Source organism: Paraburkholderia sp. Tr-20389 (assembly GCF_017104565.1).
Lineage (GTDB): Bacteria > Pseudomonadota > Gammaproteobacteria > Burkholderiales > Burkholderiaceae > Paraburkholderia.
The window spans coordinates 50,233-71,855 of sequence record NZ_JAAGPD010000003.1; the positions used below are offsets into that span (position 1 = coordinate 50,233).

A 21,623-nucleotide genomic window follows, 5' to 3' on the forward strand; every position below is an offset into this window, starting at 1 on the left:
AAGATCCAGCTTGCCGGAAGTATACGTCGCGAACTTCCGGCAAACCATCAAATGTCATGAGAATGACGACCGTTGCAGGCGAATAAAAGTGAGAAAGTGTAAGCGGCCCGATTTCAGTTGTGAGAACGTGCCGCGCCGTCATGCGACCGACACGTTTGCCATTTGTCGAGCCGCTTATCGATACCCTTATTGACGAACGACGGCAGGCGGCTGCCAGGTGCCGTCGCTGGCTTCGGGCTTCGGTGCGTAGAGGCGCATCACCATCTGGAAATCGCCGCGCGGGGCGGGCAACCAGTTGGACGCCTTGCGCGGTTTCGCCGCCGACACCGTCACGTCGACCGAGCCGTCGCGATTGCGCCGCACGCCCGCCTTGTCGCCGACGGACGCCCGCGACGGCGTGCTGTCGCCGAGCGCGCCGTCTTTCGTGTACGCCGTGACCGACCAGAAGCCACGCACGGGTGGCACCTGGTTCGGCGCGAAGTGCATCACGTAGCGGTTCGCGCCGTTCAGCGCATGGCCGTCGCTGTCGAGCGATACGCTGCCGCGCACTTCGTCGTCCTTCGTGCCGATGCCCGGCTGCGCGTACGCCGCATATGCACGTAGCGCGTAGTCGGGGCCGTAGTTGCCGACGCCTTCGCCGAAAAAGCTCCAGCCGTTCGCCGTCAGCATGTTGCTGGGCGGCGTCGCGATGCGCGCACGGCCGTCGGCGAGACCGCCGGCGATCGCGTCCGTGGCTTTGGCGGGCAACTCGACCGGCTCGTCAGGTTTGACGCCCAGGTCCGAGAGAAACTTGAGCGCATGCGGATCGTCGGGGGAAGGCGGATTGTCGGGCAGCAGTTGCGCGACGCGATCGAAGAAGCCTTTCGCGTCGAGTGCCGCGACCTGCTCGGTGGGCGTGCCGGGGTTCGCGTCGGCGGGCATGCTGCGCGGCGCAACGGACGCAGCCGACTCCTCGCCCACATAGACGGACAGCGGCAGCACGCGTACGCCGCGCTGCAGCTTGCGCACGGCCGTCAGGTCGCGCCCGCCGTTCGACTGGATTCGTACGTCGAGCCAGACATTGCGCGTGGGCGCGTCGATACGCTTCACGCCCTTGGGCAGATCGCCCTTCCAGTCAGGCTTCGCGAACGCCACCGCCTGCGCCTTGATGCCCGACACATGCGCCGTGCCCGGCGTACTCGTCGACCACAGCACGTTGGTCCACATGTCGAGCGCGCGCGCATCCAGATAGCGGCCCGCCGACGACGGCAGTGACACGATCACCGGCTCGTCGCCGACGTCGAGCCACGCGGTCGAATCGAGCGTGTCGATGCCGGGCGTCGGCGGATTGTGCGCACCGACGGGCGGCAGCGCCGACGCGTGACGCAGCGTGTTCACGGGCGCCTGGCCTGGACCCGTGCCGACGGCGGCGTCGCGCGCCGCGCCCATCAGCACGAGTGGGTACGCGAAGACATAGGAGTCGGCGACTTCGTCCTTGATCCAGCCCGTGGGCTTGGGCGCCACGATGGGCGTCGACGAGCAGCCGGAGAGGAATGCCACGCCTGCGAGCGTCGCGCAGGCCAATTGAAACGGAAACTGATCTCGGCGATTTTTTATCATTCGATGAACCGCGGTCCTGGATGTCATCTCGAGCCAGGACGGGCCCGATCCGCCGAGCCCCCGCCCGCGCCAGACTTGCCGAATTGTCCTGACATTCCTGTTCTGAGATCGGGTTTTAACTTATCCGCGCCCAGCCCGCAAGCAATAAGGCGAGAACGTGAGCGCCCACGCGAATTTTGCGGTACGGTTAGCCGTTTGGCGGCGGCCAAACCGCCGTTTCACGCCCTGGAGCCGAGTCATGTATGTGCCCGCCCATTTCGAAGAAAACCGTCCGGAAACGCTCCATCGGCTGATCGCCGATCATCCGCTCGGCGCGCTCGTGACCATCGGCCCGAATGGGCTCGATGCCAATCACGTTCCGTTCGAATTCGACGCCGAAAAAGGTCCGCACGGCACGCTACGGGCCCACGTCGCGCGCGGCAATCCCGTCTGGCAGGAAGCGGCCGAGCGGCCCGATGCCCTCGTGATCTTCCAGGGGCCAACCGCCTACATCTCGCCGACGTGGTATCCGAGCAAGCACGAGACACATCGCCAGGTGCCGACTTACAACTATATGGTGGTGCATGCGCACGGCCGGATCGCCGTGCGCGACGACGAAGCGTTCGTGCGCGGGCTGGTCGCGAGGCTCACGCGCAAGATGGAAGCCGGCGAGCCAGTACCGTGGAAGATGGGCGACGCACCCGCCGACTTCATCTCGCAGATGCTCGGCGCCATCGTCGGCATCGAAATCGAGGTGACCCGGCTGACGGGCAAATGGAAACTGGGCCAGAACAAGGCATCCGTCGACCGGCGCGGTGCGGCCAGCGCACTGGGCGAGCGCGGCAGCGATGCGCAGCGCGCGGTGTCGGAGGCGATGCTGGAAGCGCCGCCTGCTCTCGATTAGGACTGACTTTACGCATGACGTCGGGCAAATCTGCAATCTCCCCCTTGACCTTCCCATCATGGGAAGGTCAATACTGGTTCCAACGATGCGCCCTCGCGCGAACTGGAGCCTCGCAGTCATGACAGAACTCGCCACACCTCGCACCGCCGATTCATCCCGCCAGGCGGCCTCCTCGGAACTCGACATTCACGGCATGACCTGCGCGTCGTGCGCGCTGCGCGTCGAGAAGGCGCTAGCGAAAGTGCCGGGCGTCGCGCGGGCGTCGGTGAACCTGGCGACGGAAAAAGCCACCGTCGACGCCGACGCGTCCGTCGCCGTCGACACGCTGGTCAGCGCGGTGCGCAAAGCAGGCTACGACGCGCAGCCGGCGCAGGACGCCGCGCCGCCCGCGAGCGGCGGCGGACCGACCGCCGAGACCGCCGAACTCGCGATCGGCGGCATGACCTGCGCGGCGTGCTCCGGCCGCGTCGAAAAGGCGCTCGCGCGCATTCCCGGCGTGACCTCCGCGACCGTCAATCTCGCCACCGAAAAAGCGACCGTGACGACCAACGGCGCGGTCGGCGTCGATCAGCTGATCGCGGCCGTCACGAAAGCGGGCTATCAGGCGACGCCGCTGACCGCCGACGACACCGCGCCCGCCGCCACCGAAGACAAGGACGCCACCGCGCGCCGTGCCGTACGCCGCGAACTCGGCGCCGTCGTGATCTGCGCGCTGCTGACGCTGCCGCTCATCGTGCCGATGTTCGCGGAACCGCTCGGTCTGCACGCGATGCTGCCCGCCACGCTGCAACTCGCGCTCGCCACCGTCGTCCAGTTCGTGTTCGGCGCGCGCTTCTACCGGGCCGCGTGGAAAGCCGTGCGCGCGTGGTCCGGCAACATGGATCTGCTCGTCGCGCTCGGCACGTCGGCGGCTTATGGCGTGAGCGTCTACCAGATGGCGCTGCATCCGGGCGACACGATGCATCTGTACTTCGAGGCGTCGGCGGTCGTGATTACGCTGGTGCGTTTCGGCAAATGGCTCGAAGCGCGCGCGAAGCGCCAGACCACCGATGCAATCCGCGCGCTCAACGCGCTGCGGCCGGACCGCGCGCGCATCGTCGTCGGGACGGAAGAGCACGAGGTGCCGCTCGCGCAGGTGCGCGTCGGCATGACGGTTGCGGTGCGGCCGGGCGAGCGCGTACCCGTCGACGGCGCCGTGCTGCAAGGCCGCACGCACATCGACGAATCGCTGATTACGGGCGAAAGCCTGCCCGTGCCGAAGCAGCCCGACGACCACGTGACGGCCGGCTCGATCAACGGCGAAGGCGCGATCACCGTGACGACGACGGCCATCGGCGCGGAGACGACGCTCGCGCGCATCATCCGGCTCGTCGAAACGGCGCAGGCGGAAAAAGCGCCCATTCAGCGGCTGGTGGACCGCGTCAGCGAAATCTTCGTGCCGGCCATTCTGGCCATCGCGCTCGTCACGCTGGCCGGCTGGTTGCTCGCCGGGCATGACGCCGAAACCGCGATTCTCAACGCGGTCGCGGTGCTGGTGATCGCCTGCCCGTGCGCGCTCGGCCTTGCCACGCCCACGGCGATCATGGCGGGCACGGGTGTCGCCGCTCGCCACGGCGTGCTGATCAAGGACGCGCAGGCGCTCGAAATCGCGCATCAGGTCCGCGTGGTCGCGTTCGACAAGACGGGCACGCTGACGGTCGGCCAGCCGTCAGTCACGGCGTTCGAGGTGGCCCAAGGCGTCGACCGGACGCGAGCACTCGCGCTGGCGGCGGCCGTGCAGCGGCACAGCGAGCATCCGTTGGCGAAGGCTGTCGTGAAAGCGTTCGAAGCGGAAAACGCGGACGATAAGGGCACACCCTTGCAAACCGGCAGCGACGCGCGCGCCATTGCGGGACGCGGCGTGGAAGCCGATATCGGCGGCGAGACGTTCGCGATCGGCAGCACCCGCTGGCTGGGCGAGCTGAATGTCGCGCCGCCGGCCGCCCTCGCCGGACGCGCTCGCGAACTCGAGGCACAAGGCAATACGATTTCCTGGCTCATCAAGCGCGGCAACGCCGACGCGCCGACACAGGCGCTTGCGCTGATCGCGTTCGGCGACACGCTGAAGCCGGGCGCGCGCGCCGCGATCGAACGGCTGTCGCAGATGGGTGTGAAAAGCGCGCTCGTGACGGGCGACAACGACGGCAGCGCGCAGAGCGTGGCCGCCGCGCTCGGCATCGACGAGGTTCACGCGCAGGTGCTGCCGTCCGACAAGGCGCGCGTCGTGCACGACCTGAAGATCCGCACGTCGAGCGTGGTCGCGATGGCGGGCGACGGCATCAACGACGCGCCCGCGCTCGCCGCCGCCGACATCGGCATCGCGATGGCGACGGGCACCGACGTCGCGATGCACGCGGCGGGCATTACGCTGATGCGCGGCGACCCGGCGCTGGTCGCCGACGCTATCGACATTTCCCGCCGCACGTGGAGCAAGATCCGCCAGAACCTGTTCTGGGCCTTCGTCTACAACCTGATCGGCATTCCGCTTGCCGCGTTCGGGTTCCTGAACCCGATGATCGCGGGCGCGGCGATGGCGTTTTCGAGCGTCAGCGTCGTGACCAACGCGCTCCTACTACGAACCTGGCGTTCAACGCATTGATTTAAATCAAATCTCTACCTTTCAAAATTAAAGGAAAGGCCCGGTTTTGCCGTAAATAGGTTTCAGCCTGTCTCTACACGTCGCTCGACGCACTGGGGGCAGCTCTCATCCCATTATCTGCAAAACCACACATGGATATCCTTTCATTGCGCCGCGCCAGCGTGGGCGCCAGGCTCGCCATGCTGTCGTGCGCGCTGGTCGCCGCCATTTTCGCGGCGTTCACATTTGCGGTGACCCGCACCGCCGGCACACAGATCAGCGACCAGGTGCTGTCGCGCATGACCGAGAAAGATCGCTCGATCGCGGCGATGATCTCGTTGTTCGACAAGGCGCTCACCGCCGAAGTCGGCCGCTCGATGACGCTCTTCGCGAGCTTCCTGCCGCCGAACTACTCGCTCGACGAGTCGCAGAAAATCGACGTCAGCGGCACCCAGGCGCCCGTCTTCAAGGCGGGCGACAAGGTGCTGGACAACGACTTCTCGATTCCCGACCAGTTCCTCACGCAAAGCGGCGCAATCGCGACGATTTTCGCCCGCACAGGCGACGATTTCGTGCGCGTGACGACCTCGCTCAAAAAGCAGGACGGCTCGCGCGCGATCGGCACGCTGCTCGACCGCAAGGGCCCGGCTTACGGCCCGGTCGCGGCGAACAAGACCTACACGGGTCTCGCGACACTGTTCGGCAAGCGCTACATCACGCAGTACAAACCGATCAACGATGCGAGCGGCAAGGTGATCGGCGCGCTGTTCGTCGGCGTCGACGTGGACACGCAGATCAAGTCGGTCGAAGACGGCATCCGTCAGCTGAAGATCGGCGACACGGGCTACTACTTCGTGATGAATGCGTCGAATGGCGCGGATCGCGGCAAGCTGCTCGTGCATCCGGCGGCAGCGGGCCAGGTCGGCGACGAGAACGCGGCGCCCTACAAGCGCATGCTCGACGAGAAAGAAGGCCAGATCGAATACAAGAGCGCGGACGCGACGCTCGGCGAAACGGGCGCGCAGGACAAATTCGTGTCGTTCGTCACGGTGCCGGAGTGGAGCTGGCTGGTCGGCGGCGTCGCGAAGCGCGACGAAGTGATGGCCGACGTGGTCTCGACGCGCAACCGCTTCATGCTGATCGGCTTCGTGCTGGTCGGCGTGTTTGCTGTCGTGTTCCTGATCGCCGTGCGCCGCCTCGTGTCGCGCCCGCTCGACGAAGCGGCGAAGGCGTCGGAGCGTTTCGCGTCGGGCGACCTGAGCGTGCGCGTGTCGGCGAGTCACGACCGGCGCGCCGATGAAATCGGCCGTCTGATGCAGGCCATCGACGGCATCGGCGAAGGTCTGGCGCGCATCGTCACGCAGGTGCGCACCGCCTCGTCCGATATGACGGACGGCACGGCGAAGATCGCAGCGAGCAGTGAAGAGATCGCGTCGCGTATCGGCACGCAGGCCGCGAGCCTCGAAGAAACGGCGGCGAGCATGCAGGAAATCACGTCGACGGTGCAGCAGAACGCCGGTCACGCGGCGCAGGCGAACACGCTGGTGACGAGCGCATCGGAAGCGGCGCTCGACGGCGGCCGCGCGGTCGAACGCGTCGTCACGACGATGGGCGAGATCAGCCAGTCGTCGAAGAAGATCGCGGACATCACGACCGTGATCGAAGGCATCGCGTTCCAGACCAACATTCTCGCGTTGAACGCAGCCGTCGAAGCGGCGCGCGCGGGCGAGCACGGCAAGGGCTTCGCGGTGGTCGCGTCGGAAGTGCGCGCGCTCGCGCAGCGCAGCGCGGCGGCGGCGAAGGAAATCGAAGCGGTCATTACCGAATCGACGGCGACGGTGTCGAGCGGCTTCCGCATCGCCGAGGAAGCGAGCACGACGATGCGCTCGATCGTCGAGCGCGTCGGCCAGGTGCAGACGATCATCGGCGAAATCAGCGTCGCTTCGAAGGAGCAGTCGAGCGGCATCGAGCAGGTGAACACGGCCGTCACGCAGATCGGCGAAGTGACGCAGCAGAACGCGGCGCTCGTCAGCGATGCCGAACAGGCCGCCGCCGACCTGAGCGCGCAAGCCGACAAGCTCGCGGAAGTCGTCTCGGTGTTCAAGCTGAGCGGGCGCAAATAAATCGGTACGGCAGCAACGCGGCGCCCCGTGCGCCGCGTCTAAAACGCTCGAACGCTAGAACTCGACGTCGAGTTCGTCGATTTCATCGACTTCCTTCTGTGCTTCGGCGATCCACTGTTGCATTTCGGGCAGCGCGAGAATGCGCTCCCCATACGCGACGATATCGGGATCGAGTTGCACGTCATACGTGACGAAGCGCGTGACCACGGGCGCGTACATCGCGTCCGCGGCGCTTCGCTCGCCGAACAGATACGGCCCGCCGTATTGCTCCAGACATTCGCGCCAGATCGTCACGATACGTTCGATATCGGACTGCGCGCGCGCCCACACCTTGAAGCCTGGAAAATGCGCCTTCAGGTTCATCGGCAGCGCCGAGCGCAACGAACTGAAGCCCGAATGCATTTCGCCGCAGATCGCGCGGCAGTGCGCGCGCGCCTTGCGGTCCTTCGGCAGAAGACCGGCTTCCGGACGCACTTCATTCAGATATTCGGCGATCGCGAGCGTGTCCCACACCTTGACGCCGTCGTGCACGAGACACGGCACGAGTATCGACGGCGACAGCAGCAGCAGTTCGGCACGCGCGGCGGGATCGTCGACGGGCATCACGATTTCTTCGAAAGGCAAGCCGCTGAACTTCGCGAGCAGCCAGCCGCGCAGCGACCACGAAGAATAGTTGCGGCTGCTGATGGTCAACGTGCTGGTAGCCGACGTGTTCGCCATTGCTTCGCTCCTTGAAGGATCATCGCGCCGCGCTTCGCCGCCCGCGATGCACGATGCCGTGCATCGACGCACCAATTAGCGGCATGACTGGCACCTTGCGCAGTGAGGCGCAAGGGCTATGCCAACGTATGGGTACGGCACGTCATTCCGTCGACGCTGTCTGCGACGCTATTGGCATATGACTTGCCTCTTATCGCGCCTGATTCTAATCTTGTGTGCGAAAGCCATGAATCCGCTCGCTTATCCGGCGTACCAGGCGTTCGCCAATCTCATGCTGCCGCTGCGTCACGGCGCGTCGCTGGTCCGCGGCGCGCTCGACGCGTGGCCCGAGTACGCGGCCACGCCATCCGGCCGCACGCTGCGTGCATCGGCCGATCTGCTGACGCTGGCTGGCCTCACGCATACGCGTCCGCCGTTCGGCATTCGCACCGTCGATGTCGAAGGACAACCGGTCGACGTGTTCGAAGAGGTCGTGCAGTCGACGCCCTTCTGTTCGCTGCTGCATTTCCGCAAACATGCTTCGTTCGACGTGCCGCAGCCGCGCGTGCTCGTGATCGCGCCGATGTCCGGCCACTTCGCGACGCTGCTGCGCGGCACCGTCCGCACGATGCTCACCGAGCACGACGTGTACATCACCGACTGGCACAACCCGCGCGACGTGCCGCTGTCGGCGGGACGCTTCGGCTTCGACGAGTTCGTGCAGCACGTGATCGACTTCACCGAAACGATCGGCCAGGGCACGCATCTGCTCGCCGTCTGCCAGCCGACCGTCGCCGCGCTCGCCGCCGTCGCGCTGATGGCTGCCGACGATCATCCCGCGCAGCCCGCCAGCATGACCTTGATGGCTGGCCCCATCGATACGCGCGTGAACCCGACGCGTGTGAACGAGCTTGCGAAGAGCAAGCCGATCGAGTGGTTCGAGCAGAATCTGATCAGCGCCGTGCCGTTCGGCTTTCGGGGCGCGTTCCGGCGCGTCTATCCGGGCTTCGTGCAGTTGAACGCGTTCATGTCGATGAATCTGGACCGGCATCTCGAGTCGTTCGAAACGATGTATCACGAGTGTTCGAAAGGCGACCCGGAAAAAGCCGAGGCCATTCGTGTCTTCTATGAAGAATACTTCGCGACGATGGATCTGACGGCGGACTTTTACCTCGAAACCGTCGATACCGTTTTTCAGCGGCACGCCCTGCCGCTGCATGAACTGGAGGTGAGAGGGCGGCGCGTCGAGCCGTCGAAGATAAGGCGCACCGCGCTATTCACCGTGGAAGGCGAGCGCGACGATATTTGCGCCGTGGGGCAGACGCTTGCCGCGCAGGATCTGTGCGAGAAGCTTCGGCCGTATCTGAAGACGCATCATGTGCAGACGGGCGTCGGCCACTATGGCGTGTTCAATGGGCAGCGTTGGGAGCGGCAGATCTATCCGCGCATTCGCGCCGTGATTCACGACAACGAGCCGCGCGCCGTGCCGGTGGGCGCGCGCGGCATGCAGAGTTCGCTGACGCTGGCGCCTGCGGCTGCATCGAGTTCGGCTGCGCCGGCGGGCACGACACCCGCCGCCACGGAAGCCGCCGACGTCGATCTGTCGTCCGACGAAGCCGCCACGGAATGAGCGCCGACGCGAACGATAGTCAGGACGTCGGACGAATCATCTGGAACATCTCGCCGATCTGCGCGTAGTCGGCGCGATAGCCCGCGCGCATGATCGGCTGCGCGGCGTGCGTGTCGAACAGGCCGTCCTTCAGATACGCCTTCTGGATATGCACGCCGACCACCTGACCGAGCGCGAGCCAGTTGTCCATCGGCGTGCCGTTCAGGTCATGCAGCTGCACGATCTGCAGCAGCTTGCATTCGAGCGCAGCCGGCGATTCGCCGACATGCGGTACTTCGACATTGCGTCCCGCGACGGGCGTGAGGCCCGACAACGCGAACTCGTCGACGTCCGGCGCGACGGGCGCGGACGTACGGTTCATCTGTTCGGCGAGCGGGCGTGTCGCGAGATTCCAGACGAACTCGCGCGTCTCTTCGATGTTGCGGATACTGTCCTTGCGGCCTTCGCTGGCGAAACCGATGATCGACGGGAACGTGGCGAATGCGCCGAAGAAGCTGTACGGCGCGAGATTCAGCCGGCCGCTCGCCGAGCGCGTCGAGACCCAGCCGATCAGGCGCGGCGCGACGATCGCCTTGAACGGGTCGTGGGGCAGGCCGTGGCCTGCGGCGGGATCGTAGAAATAGACGTCGTCCGACATGGTGTCGCCCTGGTTGTGGTTCACGATGTGCGGCGGCGCCGCTCAGTTGTTTCCGTTCGACTGGATCACGCGCTTGCGCCCTGCCTTGACCTTCGCGGTCTGCGTGTCGTCCCAATCGTAAAAGCCCGCGCCGCTGCGCACACCGACACGGCCCGCCTGCACCTGCTCGCGCAGCAGATCGAGCACGTCTTCGTCCTTCGCGAGCGCGGGCATCAGGTGGCTGCCGATATCGACGAACGTATCGAGGCCGCCCATATCGGCGCCTTCGAACGGACCGACGATACCCCATCGCTTGCCGAGCGACGACTTCATCACACGATCGACGACATCGGGCGTCGCCGCACCCGAACGCACGATGTTCAGCGCTTCGCGCAGCACCGCGAACTGCAGGCGATTGCCGACGAAGCCCGGTATCGCTTTCGTCAGCACCACCGGCTCCATGCCGATCGCGTGCATCAGCGCGACGGTCGAATCAATCGCGTCTGCGGACGTGGCGCTGCCCGGCACGACTTCGACGAGCGGAATCATATGCGGCGGATTCCAGAAGTGCGCGATCAGAAAGCGCTCGGGCGCGTGCAGCGGCACGGAGAGTTGGTCAGGCGGAAAGCCGCTCGTGTTGCTCGCGAGAATCGCGTCGTCGCGCAGCACGCCGTTCAGCTTCGCATACAGGCGATGCTTGAGGTCGAGCACTTCGGGAATCGCTTCGATCACGACGTGCGCGTCGGCCATTGCATCGAGCGTGGCGCTCGTTTCGATGCGCGCGAGCGCGGCCTGTTTGGCTTGTCCATCGATGCGGCCTGCGTCGATGAGTTCGTCGAGCACAGCCTGCGCTTTCGGCACGACGCTTTCGAGTCGCGCGGGATCGACGTCGTTGACGATCGTCCGGTGTCCGTGCAACGCGCTTTGCGTCGCAATGCCGACGCCCATCAATCCCGTTCCCACCACGCCTACGACTGGCTTGCTCAAACCTGTTTCCCCCGGCTGTTGCTGTGTTGCCGATCCTGTCGATCGAAACTCGAAAGCATAGCGCAGCACAGATTTTCCCGACGCCAGACATGACAAGGCCGGCACGCTCTTGCGAGCGGCCGGCCCTGGTTCATCCTCGCGGCGTCACATCAGATGACGCGATGGGTGCCGTCGGCGAATTAGTAGTAACGCGGCGGCGGCGGACGGTGGCCCTCGTCGTGGTGCGGATCGCGGTCGTGCGGGTGATGGCGCATCCAGTCGTCGTGTGCCCAGTAGCGGTGGCCGTCCCAGTAACGGTCGCCGTGCCAGCCGATATCGGCATGCACGCCGGCGGGCATCATGTGCGGCTGTGCATAAACGGGTGCGTGCTGCGCGAAGGCGCTACCGGCGCCGAGCAGAGCGCCACCGGCGATCAGGGCGGCGACGATCGAACGCGAAGTCTTCTTGAAGGCATTCATGGCTATTCTCCCTTTCGAGTTTCGTTGCGAGCGACGGCTGGATCGACCAGGACGGTTTTGAGATTTGCGCCGTTCGCTTGAGACCCACTTTAGCGGCGCAGAACTTTCATAGACGTGAGGACTTGTAAGCGCACATTTCACAAATCGTCAGACGTCAAGTGACGGTTCGGGCGGGGATTTGCCGTGTTTTCAGAAGGCCCCGCGCACGGGGCCTTCCTGCTGCGGCTCCTTTCCGTTAAAGCCGGTGTTACATTCATTTCGGTCGCGAAATAATGCGCGGCGGATTATGACGACGCCCGCAACGCCGTGCGCCGACCTTCGGCCCCGCCGCCCATTGGACGCAGCGGAAAAAACAAAAGCCCGGCAATGCCGGGCTTATCAGCTTCGCCGCTTCTGGATGGCGGCGAGATGCGCAGTACAACGTCTTTTTGTTGGACGTCTTACCGATTAGTCGGTCAGACGGATACCAAACAAGGTTGATTGCGACTTGCGAACACGCTCCGCTTCGCGATGACGTGCTTCGTACGAATAATCCGAATCCAGAGGCAAGTGAGGCGACGCGAAGAGGTCGCTAACCTTTTGGAACAGCGCGAAAAGATAGTTCATGGCGACTCCCGGTTGGTTTGGTGATTCAGGGTTTTCCCTTAAGAAGAAGTATAGGGTTTTCCCTAGATTTGCGCTAGTGCAATGCAGCAAATTTTTTGCGTGGTCGTTCGTCGCAACGTCGATTCATTCATATTGCATCGCAACATCACCACTCCATGCACCTTCCAGCCCTGCCCCTGTTTTAGAGACGGCTGATGTGTGAATGCAACGGCCCGCTCTATGTCGTCATGACGTGTGAAAATCAGACAGTTAGTTGCTTTTTAGGTGCCGCCAAGAAGGGAATATCCAGATCCAGCCGCATGAACGTGCGGCTGGGCGTCGAGAGACCTTAGTGAGTGTGCGCTGACTTGCGCCGTTGAGCGTGATGCGGGGAGGCGACGTGCGCTGCGGCTGGCTTGGCCGCGGGCGCAGCCGGTGCCGGAGCGGCAGGCGTCGAAGGCTGAGCGCTGACGGGAAGACTCGTCGTCGAGGAATCGGTGTCCAGCAGCGTCGCCAGCGTGGCCTGCTGGTTCAGCAACATCTGTTCGATGCGCTGCTCGTGCGCGGTCGACTGATGCGCGAGGCGGAACAGCAACATCGTCTGCGCGATACCGATCGCAATCGACATCAGCAGCGCGCACACGACGATCGACAGCAACCATTTCATGCGCCGCGTATGGTCGACGGCGGCACGCCGCTGATCGGCGATCACGCCGTAGAGCGCATCGACGGTGTCGGCGAACGCGGTCGCGCGGGCATGGTCGAGTTCGAGCGTCGCGCGCGGCGCATGTGGTTGGGGCTGCGGCGCGAACTGCGAGGCGGCGCGCGCGGGTTGCGCGACTGCAGCCGCCGCCGTGGTGGCTTCCGGCGCGGGCGTATCGGATGAATTACTATCGGGCGCGTCAGCCTCAATCACAGACGTCGTGGGTTTGGCAAAAGCGGGCGCAGGACGCTCCTGCACGTCGCCCGCTGCGGGCAGGTTCGCGCTTCGGCCGTCAGCGGCATCAGTCGACGGCGGCACCGTGCGCAAAGCCGCGAAGCTGCGGACGACGCTTGCGGCCGCCAGCGACGCAGCTTGCATCGGTGCATCCGGTTTCGCGGCAGGTTCGCTATCGACAGAAACAGCCAGCGCCACCTCTTCAGCGCCGTCCGTCACGACGACAGCCGGCTCGGGCGCACCGGCTTCCGTGTCGATGACCATCTGCCCGTCGTGCGGATCGGCAGCTGCCGGCAGATCTTTCGATGCCGCCGCCCCGCGCGCCGCACGCCCACCCTTGCCTTCCGTCGCACCCGCTGCAAAACCGACGCCATCCGGCGCACCGGCGGCCGCCAGCACGACATCGGGTAATTCAAAGCCTTGCAGCGTGCCTTGCCGCACGTCGATGTTCAGCGCCTGCTGCTCGGCGCGAGCGATGTCGTCGGGGAAAAGGTCGAGCGTGCCGCCGTCGTGCGCGGCGTCGCTCAGCTGCGCGAGGCGTTGTGCCGAGCGGGCGGCGCGCGCCAGCTTGTTTTCGGTTTCGGGTGAGACAGTCGATGCGCGCGGCTTCTGCGAACGGGCGCGCGCCGGACGGGCAATCGTGGATTCTGCGGAATCGGCCATGTAGGAAAAGCGGGAACGCAGCGTTCGTCGCCTTTCGGGGCGCCCGTCATCACTGCCAGCGGTGTTTTTCTGGAGCCCGCATTGTCGCATGCAAAGAGGGACACAGAAACGCGCCGGACGGCCTTTTCACGCCGGCTCCCCATTGTCCCGAAAATCCTTCACGCCCGGCAGCGCGCGCAACTGCTCGCAAATCGCCTTGAATTCCAAAGATGACACGCGATTCAGCGTGATCATCACTTCGTCGATCTGCGGATCGTCGTCGCTCTGTTGCATCACGAACTGCTTGACGCGCGGGCTTGCCGGACCGAGCGCCTCATGCAGCGAATGGAAGGTCATCGAGCCGCGCTCGACCAACAGAATCAGCTGGCGGCGCTGCTTGACCGTGATGAAGCGCTTTTCGATCGGTTTGATCCCGGCCAGGATTATCAACACGATGATCGTCGCGGCGATCGACGCCGTGTACAATCCGCCGCCAACAGCCAGCCCGACCGCGGCGACGGACCAGAGGCTCGCGGCTGTCGTCAGCCCGCGGATGATCTCGCCGCGCAGCAGGATCGAACCGGCTCCGAGAAAGCCGATGCCGGACACGACCTGCGCGGCGACCCGCGACGGATCGAGCACGACGTGATCGTTGCCGAGCACATCCGCAAAGCCGAATGCCGACACGATCATGATCAGCGCCGAGCCGACGCACACGAGCATATGCGTGCGCAACCCCGCGGCCCATGAAAGCCGCTCGCGCTCGAAGCCGATTACGCTGCCGAGCACCGCCGCGAGCACGAGCCGGGAAATGAGTTCCATATTGGTGATCAAATCGCTCTCCCTGTGATGTTGCCGTTTGACTTTGCCTTACGGCGCCTCGGCCACAATGCCCGGCGCGTACCGTTTGCCTTATGCTGAAAGCCCGGCGCGTACGCCAACCATCCTTATTTCGCCTTCCGCACCATGAACGCAACCGCCGCCACGCCTGAACTTGCAGCCGCGCTGCGCGACCACTTCGCGCGCGTCATCCTGCCGATCTGGCGCGGGCCGGGGTTCAATGCGGCGCTCGGGCTGCCTTACGAAGCGGTCGCCGCCGACGGCCGCACGCCGCTGCCCGTCGCACGCTATCGCGCGATGGCGTGCGCACGGCAGATGTTCGTCTTCGCGCTCGCAGGCGAGATGCAGCATGCGCAGCGCCTGTTCGAATCTTTGAACCTGTTTCGGGACAGCAAACAGGGCGGCTGGTTCTACAGCGTAGACGCACACGGCGTGCCGCTCGACACCACCAAAGACCTCTACACGCACGCGTTCGTTGTGTTTGCATGCGCCGAATACGGCGCGCGCTCGGGCAATCGCGATGCGCTGGACATCGTGCATCAGGCGTCGTCGCTGATCGAAGACCGCTTCGCCGCCGACGACGGCTTGCTGCACGCCGCCCTCGCCTGCGACTTTTCGGCGACGGAAGGTATCCCGTTGCAAAACCCGCTGATGCATCTGACGGAGGCATGGCTCGCGGCGCGCGCAGCCACGGGAGACGCAGCTTTCGATACGGCGCTCGCGAAACTCGGCAACGCGATTGCGCGCGCTTTCGTGCATCAGCCGACGGGCTGCATCGCGGAACTGCCCGTGGGCAGCGCGGACAACCGGCTCGAACCGGGCCATCAGTTCGAATGGTTCTGGCTCGTACAGCAGGCAGGCGACGTGTTCAAAGGATCAGGTCTGCGCGAAGCGCTCGCGCGCGCCTTCATGTTTGCGCATGAACGCGGCATCGATGCGCCGACGGGCGGCGTGCACGCGGCGCTCGACGAAGCGGGCGGCATCAAGGATTCGACGCAGCGCATCTGGGCGCAGACGGAGTATCTGCGCGCGCTCGCCGTGCACGACGACGTTGCCGTGCGTGCGGTACTGCCGCAGCAGATAGGGCGATTCCAGACGCGCTTCCTGAACGCGCAAGGCTGGATCGAATGCAAGACGCAAACGGGTGAAGTCGCGCGCGAAGACATGCCGTCGACGACGCCGTATCACCTCGCGACCGCATACGCCGCGTTGCCTGAGGCCTGATCGAAAGCACCGGGCACGCAGAAAGACAAAAGCCCGCGAAGCATGTCGCTTCGCGGGCTTTTTCATGTGCGTTGGGTACGCGACGCGGCGGATCAGACCGTTAGCGCTGCGCCCATCACAGGCTGAAGCGCGGCGCGCGCGCGATGCGAATTCAACACGACATCCGAAATCTCGAACGACGACACGGCGTCCTTCAACTGGCGCGTCTGCTGATGCAGCGAAGACGCCGCCGCCGCCGCTTCTTCGACGAGCGCCGCGTTCTGCTGCGTCATCTCGTCCATCTGCACCACCGCCTGGTTGACCTGCTCGATGCCCGTGCTCTGCTCGAGCGACGATGCGCTGATCTCCGCCATCATCTGCGTGACGCGCGAGATCGAATCCGATACGTTGCGCATCGCTTCGCCTGCGCGCTCGACCAGCACCGAGCCGCCCTGAATTTCCGCGACCGATTCGCTGATCAGTTCCTTGATTTCCTTCGCCGACTGCGCGCTGCGCTGCGCGAGGCCGCGCACTTCGCCCGCGACGACGGCAAAGCCGCGTCCCTGCTCGCCCGCGCGCGCCGCTTCGACGGCCGCGTTCAACGCGAGAATGTTGGTCTGGAACGCAATGCCGTCGATCACGGTGATGATCTCGGCGATGCGGTCGGAACTCTGCGCGATGCCCTGCATCTTCGAGACGACCTGGTTGACGACGTTGCTGCCGTGCGACGTCGCATCGAGGGCCGTCTCGGCCAGTGCGTTCGCTTCGCGTGCGTGGTCGGCGTTCTGGCGTACGGTCGCCGTCAGTTCTTCCATGCTCGATGCCGTTTCTTCGAGCGACGCAGCCTGATTCTCGGTGCGTGCCGACAGATCGGCGTTGCCCGTGGCGATTTCGTCGGCGCCGATATAGATCGAATCGGCCGATTCGCGCACGGTTTTGACGGTGCGTGCGACGCTCGCCTGCATCACTGCAAGACCGGAGAACAGACGGCCGATTTCATTCGTACCGCGCTCTTCGATCGGCTGGTTCAGGCGCCCTTGCGCGATGCGCTCGAAATGGCGGCCCGCTTCTTCCAGCGGACCGACGACGCCGCGCCTCAGCGCGACGTACACGCCCGCCGTGCCCGCCAGCAGCAGCGCAATGATCACGATGCCCACCGTGCGGAACAGCGTCTGATGATCGTCGATCGAATCGAGCGACGCACGGCCCGTTGCATCGCCGAATTCCGTGAAGTTGTGCAACTCGGTCAGATACGCGTCCTGCATGCCTTGAGTCGGCTGATCGAGGAACGCCTGGATGTTGCCGGCGTCGAGGTATTGCGCCAGTTCGCCGAGCGCGGTGTGAATCTTCTGGTACTTCTCGTTGAGCGCGGAAGCGCGCGCGCTGTTGTCGTCGTTGAGTTTGGGGGCGTTCATGAAGGCCGTGAACGAACGGTCTGCGGCGGCGAGCTGCTCGCGCGCGTGCTGGACCATCTCGGTCGGCTCTGCGCCGCCGCGCACCATCCGCGTACCGGCGCGCGAGAGGTTGATACGCGCGTCCATCAGATTCTGCGTCGTCACGTTGACGGCATTCACCTGATGCAGCGCGACGTTCGCGAGATCCTTGACGTCGTCGTGCGTGCGGGTCATCGACCAGAAACCGAGCCCCTCCGTCACCAACTGAAAAATGCAGAACGCGGCCAGAACGCATAACAAGCCGGAAGCGACTTTGATCTTGCTGAACATCGAGACACCTGAATTGCTGAAGAAGGACGGGAATGCACCCGGGTTTACGGCAGTGCCATGCGACGGCTTGAGCGTCGAACGAGAAAATTCCTGCGTGTAAGCGTTTCGGCGGCTTACGCGGGGTGATTGCATCGTTTTTCACAATAATTAACGCGCAATTTTTCGAATTACCTTGACGCGCTGCGATTGCGCTTCCTAGAGTTGGGACATCGCCATGCGGGCTTTGCCCGAAGGAACGACGATGACAGATCTACTCGACCGGGCGCGCGGCGCACTGCACGCCCAGCCGTTCAGCGTGCTCCTCGGCACCGAGCTGATGTATGTTGGCGCGAACGAACTGACGCTGTGCCTGCCGATTCGTGACGAGTTGCGGCAACAGCATGGTTTTGTGCATGGCGGGGTGATCAGCTATCTCGCCGACAATGCGCTGACTTTTGCGGGCGCGCTGGCGCTGGGGCCGCGGGTGGTGACGGGGGAGTACAAGATCAACTATCTGCGGCCGGCCGTGACGGGCGTGCTGATGGCGCGGGCGGAGGTGGTGTATGTCGGTCGCCAGCAGGCGACGTGTCAGTGTAATGTTTTCGTCACTGACGGGGATAGGGAACGGCTTGTCGCCGTTGCGCAGGGGACGATTAATCGTATCGGCGATGGGGTGGAGGACGGTGCTGGGTGACCGTTTTTTGTCTGCGACGCAGTCGCCATCGTTTTTTGTCTGCGACGCAGTCGCCATTCTTGGGGGTGTTCGTTTTTGTCTGCGACGCAGTCGCCATTTTGGGGTTTCTGGTTTTTTTAATCGCTGGCATCCGCGTTGTGGCTCTGGATTGCTGGCGTTGCCCCTGTGCGGGGCGGCACTCACTTTCTTTGCCGCCGCAAAGAAAGTAAGCAAAGAAAGCGGGCTCACACCGCCAATCCTTGTTCTTGCCTGCGGGCCCCCAACAGTTCTTACGCTCCACGTGGCAACGCGCTTGTTCGCGCCCGTTGCCAGCGTGCTAACTCACGCATCCCCCGCTTCACACTCCCGCGTCACGGACTGCGTTACCAGACGTCCACGGCCGCCCAGGTGGCAAACTGTGTGCAGGCCATCGCGACGAAAGTGCACCACTCCGGACCGAAAAGCGGGATCGGCGTCGTAGAAGCGCGAACGCGTAAGGTGCGACAAGCTACACACGGTTTGCCACCTGGGCGGCGTAGACGAGTCGCTGCCGCTGGCTGCCTGCGGGTGACTGGAGCGGGTGATGCGCCTGTTCGAGGCGCTGGCAACGGGCGCAAACAAAGGCGTTGCCGCGTGAAGCGTAAGAACGGTTGGGGGCCCGCAGGCAAGCACAAGAGTTAGCGGTGTGAGCGGCTTTCTTTTGCCTACTTTTCTTTGCCGCGGCAAAGAAAAGTAGGTGCCGCCCCGCACAGGGGCAACGCCAGCAAACCAGAGCCACAACGCGGATGCCAGCGATTAAAAAAACCAGAAACCCCAAAATAGCGACTGCGTCGCAGACAAAAAAACCTTACTCGGCCGAATAAGTCTTCTGGGCTTGCTCACCAAGCCCTTCAATTCCGAGCCGTACAGTCTGCCCGGCCTTCAAATACACGGGCTCGGGCTTAACCCCCATCCCCACCCCCGGCGGCGTGCCGGTCGAAATCACATCACCCGGCTGCAGGCTCATACACTGCGACAGATAAGAAACCAGCTTGGCAACACCAAACACCATCGTCTTCGTGCTGCCATTCTGATAACGATGCCCATCCACCTCGAGCCAAAGCTTCAAATTCTGCGGATCGGGCACCTCATCCCGCGTAACAACCCACGGACCGATCGGGCCAAACGTATCGAAGCCCTTGCCCTTGTCCCATTGACCCGCACGCTCGATCTGCCATTCGCGCTCCGATACGTCGTTGATCACGCAATAGCCCGCGACGTAATCGAGTGCATTCGCTTCGTCGACATACTTCGCTTCCTTGCCGATCACGACGCCCAGTTCGACTTCCCAGTCCGTCTTCTTCGAGCCGCGCGGAATCTCGATGCCGTCGTTCGGACCGACGATCGCGCTCGTCCACTTGTTGAAAACGACAGGCTCAGTCGGCACGGGCAGATTCGATTCGGCCGCATGGTCCGCGTAGTTCAGGCCGATACACACGAACTTGCCGATCTTGCCGACGCACGGCCCGATGCGCGGATTGCCTTCGACCACCGGCAGCGAGGCCGGATCGATCGCGCGCAGCTTCGCGAGCGCCCCGTCCGTCAACACGCTGCCGTCGATGTCGGCGACCACGTTCGACAGATCGCGAATCTTGCCTTGCGCATCCAGCAAGCCCGGCTTTTCCTGGCCCTTCGGTCCATAACGAAGCAGTTTCATCGCTGCAGTTTCCTCTGTTCAGTGATTCCGTGGTTCATGAATGTCGATGCCGCGCGCTCAGTTCGACCAGCCGCCGTCGATCACATGCGCCTGGCCCGTCGTGAACGCCGACTCGTCCGACGCCAGATACAACGCCAGCGCCGCGATCTCCTCCGGCTTGCCGACACGGCCCATCGGCTGACGCGCGACGAACGCGGCATGCACCGCATCGACCGTCGAGCCCTGCGATTTCGCCTGTTCCGCAATGCGCTGTTCGAGCGAAGGCGAGTGTACCGTGCCCGGACAGATCGCGTTACAGCGCACGCCGCGTGTCACGAAGTCCGCAGCGACGGCCTTGGTCAAGCCGATGACAGCGGCTTTCGACGCACCATACACGAAGCGGTTCGGCACGCCCTTCACGCTCGACGCCGCCGACGACATGTTGATGATCGACCCGCCGCCCTTCTCCAGCATCGCAGGCAGGAACGCGCGGATCATCCGGTACATCGCCTTCGCGTTCAGATCGAAGGCGAAGTCCCAATCCTCTTCGCTCGCTTCGAGAATCGAGCCCGCATGCACATAGCCCGCGCAATTGAACAGCACATCGATCGGGCCGATCTCCTGCGCGAGCGCCTTGATCGCCGCACCGTCCAGCACATCCAGCGTGCGCGCTTCGACGGGCTTGTCCTTGAGCGCGTCGATGCGGATGTCGGTGGCGATGACGCGTGCGCCTTCGCGCGCGAAAAGCTCGGCCGTCGCGAGGCCGATGCCCTGTCCGGCCGCCGTGATCAAGGCCGTCTTCCCGGCCAGTCTTTGTACCATTTAGCGCTCCCGTTGGATTGGCGTTTTGGTCATACCGGGTATTGCAACGACTGCTCACCGGCGCGAACGTGGAAATCTCGATGTCGTCACAGGCGATAGAACGCCGCCGCATTGCCGCCGAAAATCGCATCGCGCTCGGCATCGGCAAGCGACGACAGCAAGAGCGTCGCGATCGAATGCCATAGCAGATAGTCGCCGTTCAGGTTCAGCACGGGCCAGTCGCTGCCCCACATCAGACGCTTCGGCCCGAATGCCGCAAGCAGATGATCGACATAAGGACGCAGCGTCGCTTCCGTCCAGCCTTGCGCGGCCTCCGTCGCGAGTCCCGAGAGCTTGCAGTGCACATGCGGCAGCCTCGCGAGCCGCGTGATGCCCTCGGCCCACGCATGCCAGCCCGCGCTGCCGTCGCGAATCGGCGGCTTCGCGCCGTGATCGATCACGATACGCAACTGCGGAAAGCGCTCGATGAATGTTTCGAGCGCTTCGACGTGGCGCGTGAAGATCAACGCATCGAACGCGAGGTCGTTGGCGATCAATGCATCGACAGCGGGCTTCAATGCGGGATTCGCGATCCAGTGGTCGTCGGGCAGGTCTTGCAGCATCGGCCGCACGCCCTTGAATTTCGGCCTGTGCGCGAGTTCCGCGATCAATGCGGGTGCGTCGGGATCGAGCATCGGCACCCAGCCGACGACACCAGCAATCGACGTTTCATTGCTCGCGAGTTCGAGAAGATAGCGCGTCTCTTCGACGGTCGGCGCGGCCTGCACGACGACCGTGCGCGCCACGCCTGCGCGTTCGCGCAGCGGCGCCAGATCGGCAGGACCGAACGTGCGATAGAGCGCCGCGAGGTCCGGCGTCAGCCAGCCGTAATCGCCACGCTCGGGGTTCCAGTAGTGCTGGTGGGCGTCGATTTGCATGATGTGATCGAACC

18 protein-coding genes are annotated in these 21,623 nt (G+C 64.3%); 6 read left to right on the forward strand and 12 right to left on the reverse strand.

The window, feature by feature from the left end; all coding sequences use genetic code 11:
* Positions 1-186: 186 nt before the first annotated feature.
* Positions 187-1,599, reverse strand: a complete 1,413-nt coding sequence (locus tag G3N95_RS06045) for a DUF1254 domain-containing protein (RefSeq protein WP_205969100.1) — start codon at positions 1,597-1,599, stop codon at positions 187-189.
* A gap of 238 nt (positions 1,600-1,837) precedes the next feature.
* Between G3N95_RS06045 and G3N95_RS06050 the strand changes: the two genes are divergently transcribed.
* The 3 genes from G3N95_RS06050 to G3N95_RS06060 all read left to right on the forward strand — a co-directional run bounded on the left by G3N95_RS06050 (position 1,838) and on the right by G3N95_RS06060 (position 7,222).
* Entirely contained in the window at positions 1,838-2,482 is a 645-nt protein-coding gene (locus G3N95_RS06050; RefSeq protein ID WP_205969101.1) for an FMN-binding negative transcriptional regulator, read from the forward strand.
* 118 nt (positions 2,483-2,600) lie between these two features.
* A complete protein-coding gene (locus G3N95_RS06055; RefSeq protein ID WP_205969102.1) occupies positions 2,601-5,120 on the forward strand; it encodes a heavy metal translocating P-type ATPase in 2,520 nt (839 codons plus the stop codon).
* 131 nt (positions 5,121-5,251) lie between these two features.
* On the forward strand, positions 5,252-7,222 hold the full coding sequence (locus G3N95_RS06060; RefSeq protein WP_205969103.1) for a methyl-accepting chemotaxis protein: 1,971 nt from the start codon (positions 5,252-5,254) through the stop codon (positions 7,220-7,222).
* Positions 7,223-7,276: 54 nt separating this feature from the next.
* Here G3N95_RS06060 and G3N95_RS06065 read toward each other — a convergent pair whose 3' ends face one another.
* Positions 7,277-7,942, reverse strand: a complete 666-nt coding sequence (locus tag G3N95_RS06065; protein ID WP_205969104.1) for a glutathione S-transferase family protein — start codon at positions 7,940-7,942, stop codon at positions 7,277-7,279.
* Positions 7,943-8,168: 226 nt separating this feature from the next.
* Between G3N95_RS06065 and phaZ the strand changes: the two genes are divergently transcribed.
* A complete protein-coding gene (phaZ, locus tag G3N95_RS06070; RefSeq protein WP_205969105.1) occupies positions 8,169-9,551 on the forward strand; it encodes a polyhydroxyalkanoate depolymerase in 1,383 nt (460 codons plus the stop codon).
* Positions 9,552-9,570: 19 nt separating this feature from the next.
* Here the strand turns inward: phaZ and G3N95_RS06075 are convergent, their stop codons facing one another.
* The 6 genes from G3N95_RS06075 to G3N95_RS06100 form a co-directional block, all read right to left on the reverse strand.
* Positions 9,571-10,188: a flavin reductase family protein gene (locus G3N95_RS06075; RefSeq protein WP_205969356.1), complete on the reverse strand. Its 618-nt coding sequence runs from the start codon at positions 10,186-10,188 to the stop codon at positions 9,571-9,573.
* A gap of 42 nt (positions 10,189-10,230) precedes the next feature.
* A complete protein-coding gene (locus G3N95_RS06080) occupies positions 10,231-11,154 on the reverse strand; it encodes a 3-hydroxyacyl-CoA dehydrogenase family protein (RefSeq protein ID WP_205969106.1) in 924 nt (307 codons plus the stop codon).
* Between the two features lie 179 nt (positions 11,155-11,333).
* Positions 11,334-11,612: a hypothetical protein gene (locus tag G3N95_RS06085; protein ID WP_205969107.1), complete on the reverse strand. Its 279-nt coding sequence runs from the start codon at positions 11,610-11,612 to the stop codon at positions 11,334-11,336.
* Between the two features lie 447 nt (positions 11,613-12,059).
* Complete coding sequence (locus tag G3N95_RS06090; protein WP_012403599.1) at positions 12,060-12,218, reverse strand: hypothetical protein; 159 nt, start codon at positions 12,216-12,218, stop codon at positions 12,060-12,062.
* Positions 12,219-12,546: 328 nt separating this feature from the next.
* Positions 12,547-13,797 carry a hypothetical protein gene (locus tag G3N95_RS06095; protein WP_205969108.1) on the reverse strand — a complete coding sequence of 417 codons (1,251 nt, stop codon included), beginning with the start codon at positions 13,795-13,797 and terminating at the stop codon, positions 12,547-12,549.
* Between the two features lie 126 nt (positions 13,798-13,923).
* The gene (locus tag G3N95_RS06100) at positions 13,924-14,610 is read right to left on the reverse strand and encodes an MgtC/SapB family protein (protein WP_205969109.1); all 687 of its coding nucleotides are present in this window, start codon (positions 14,608-14,610) and stop codon (positions 13,924-13,926) included.
* A 132-nt stretch (positions 14,611-14,742) separates the two neighbouring features.
* Here G3N95_RS06100 and G3N95_RS06105 point away from each other — a divergent pair, with 132 nt between their 5' ends.
* Positions 14,743-15,840, forward strand: coding sequence for an AGE family epimerase/isomerase (locus G3N95_RS06105; RefSeq protein ID WP_205969110.1), 1,098 nt, complete (start codon positions 14,743-14,745; stop codon positions 15,838-15,840).
* Between the two features lie 92 nt (positions 15,841-15,932).
* Here G3N95_RS06105 and G3N95_RS06110 read toward each other — a convergent pair whose 3' ends face one another.
* Entirely contained in the window at positions 15,933-17,543 is a 1,611-nt protein-coding gene (locus G3N95_RS06110; protein WP_205969111.1) for a methyl-accepting chemotaxis protein, read from the reverse strand.
* Positions 17,544-17,784: 241 nt separating this feature from the next.
* On the opposite strand from G3N95_RS06110, the gene G3N95_RS06115 reads away from it, so the two are divergent.
* Positions 17,785-18,216, forward strand: coding sequence for a PaaI family thioesterase (locus G3N95_RS06115; protein ID WP_205969112.1), 432 nt, complete (start codon positions 17,785-17,787; stop codon positions 18,214-18,216).
* A gap of 826 nt (positions 18,217-19,042) precedes the next feature.
* Here the strand turns inward: G3N95_RS06115 and G3N95_RS06120 are convergent.
* The 3 genes from G3N95_RS06120 to G3N95_RS06130 all read right to left on the reverse strand — a co-directional run bounded on the left by G3N95_RS06120 (position 19,043) and on the right by G3N95_RS06130 (position 21,609).
* On the reverse strand, positions 19,043-19,891 hold the full coding sequence (locus G3N95_RS06120) for an ureidoglycolate lyase (RefSeq protein WP_205969113.1): 849 nt from the start codon (positions 19,889-19,891) through the stop codon (positions 19,043-19,045).
* A 57-nt stretch (positions 19,892-19,948) separates the two neighbouring features.
* On the reverse strand, positions 19,949-20,692 hold the full coding sequence (locus G3N95_RS06125; protein ID WP_205969114.1) for an SDR family oxidoreductase: 744 nt from the start codon (positions 20,690-20,692) through the stop codon (positions 19,949-19,951).
* A gap of 86 nt (positions 20,693-20,778) precedes the next feature.
* Entirely contained in the window at positions 20,779-21,609 is an 831-nt protein-coding gene (locus G3N95_RS06130) for an amidohydrolase family protein (RefSeq protein ID WP_205969115.1), read from the reverse strand.
* Positions 21,610-21,623 lie beyond the last annotated feature (14 nt).

Coding starts and splice junctions, on each gene's coding strand:
- G3N95_RS06065 (WP_205969104.1), bottom strand. CDS start 7,942: ATGGCGAACACGTCGGCTACCAGCACGTTGACCATCAGCAGCCGCAAC.
- G3N95_RS06050 (WP_205969101.1), top strand. CDS start 1,838: ATGTATGTGCCCGCCCATTTCGAAGAAAACCGTCCGGAAACGCTCCAT.
- G3N95_RS06110 (WP_205969111.1), bottom strand. CDS start 17,543: ATGTTCAGCAAGATCAAAGTCGCTTCCGGCTTGTTATGCGTTCTGGCC.
- G3N95_RS06115 (WP_205969112.1), top strand. CDS start 17,785: ATGACAGATCTACTCGACCGGGCGCGCGGCGCACTGCACGCCCAGCCG.
- phaZ (WP_205969105.1), top strand. CDS start 8,169: ATGAATCCGCTCGCTTATCCGGCGTACCAGGCGTTCGCCAATCTCATG.
- G3N95_RS06130 (WP_205969115.1), bottom strand. CDS start 21,609: ATGCAAATCGACGCCCACCAGCACTACTGGAACCCCGAGCGTGGCGAT.
- G3N95_RS06045 (WP_205969100.1), bottom strand. CDS start 1,599: ATGATAAAAAATCGCCGAGATCAGTTTCCGTTTCAATTGGCCTGCGCG.
- G3N95_RS06120 (WP_205969113.1), bottom strand. CDS start 19,891: ATGAAACTGCTTCGTTATGGACCGAAGGGCCAGGAAAAGCCGGGCTTG.
- G3N95_RS06085 (WP_205969107.1), bottom strand. CDS start 11,612: ATGAATGCCTTCAAGAAGACTTCGCGTTCGATCGTCGCCGCCCTGATC.
- G3N95_RS06095 (WP_205969108.1), bottom strand. CDS start 13,797: ATGGCCGATTCCGCAGAATCCACGATTGCCCGTCCGGCGCGCGCCCGT.
- G3N95_RS06075 (WP_205969356.1), bottom strand. CDS start 10,188: ATGTCGGACGACGTCTATTTCTACGATCCCGCCGCAGGCCACGGCCTG.
- G3N95_RS06060 (WP_205969103.1), top strand. CDS start 5,252: ATGGATATCCTTTCATTGCGCCGCGCCAGCGTGGGCGCCAGGCTCGCC.
- G3N95_RS06090 (WP_012403599.1), bottom strand. CDS start 12,218: ATGAACTATCTTTTCGCGCTGTTCCAAAAGGTTAGCGACCTCTTCGCG.
- G3N95_RS06125 (WP_205969114.1), bottom strand. CDS start 20,692: ATGGTACAAAGACTGGCCGGGAAGACGGCCTTGATCACGGCGGCCGGA.
- G3N95_RS06105 (WP_205969110.1), top strand. CDS start 14,743: ATGAACGCAACCGCCGCCACGCCTGAACTTGCAGCCGCGCTGCGCGAC.
- G3N95_RS06055 (WP_205969102.1), top strand. CDS start 2,601: ATGACAGAACTCGCCACACCTCGCACCGCCGATTCATCCCGCCAGGCG.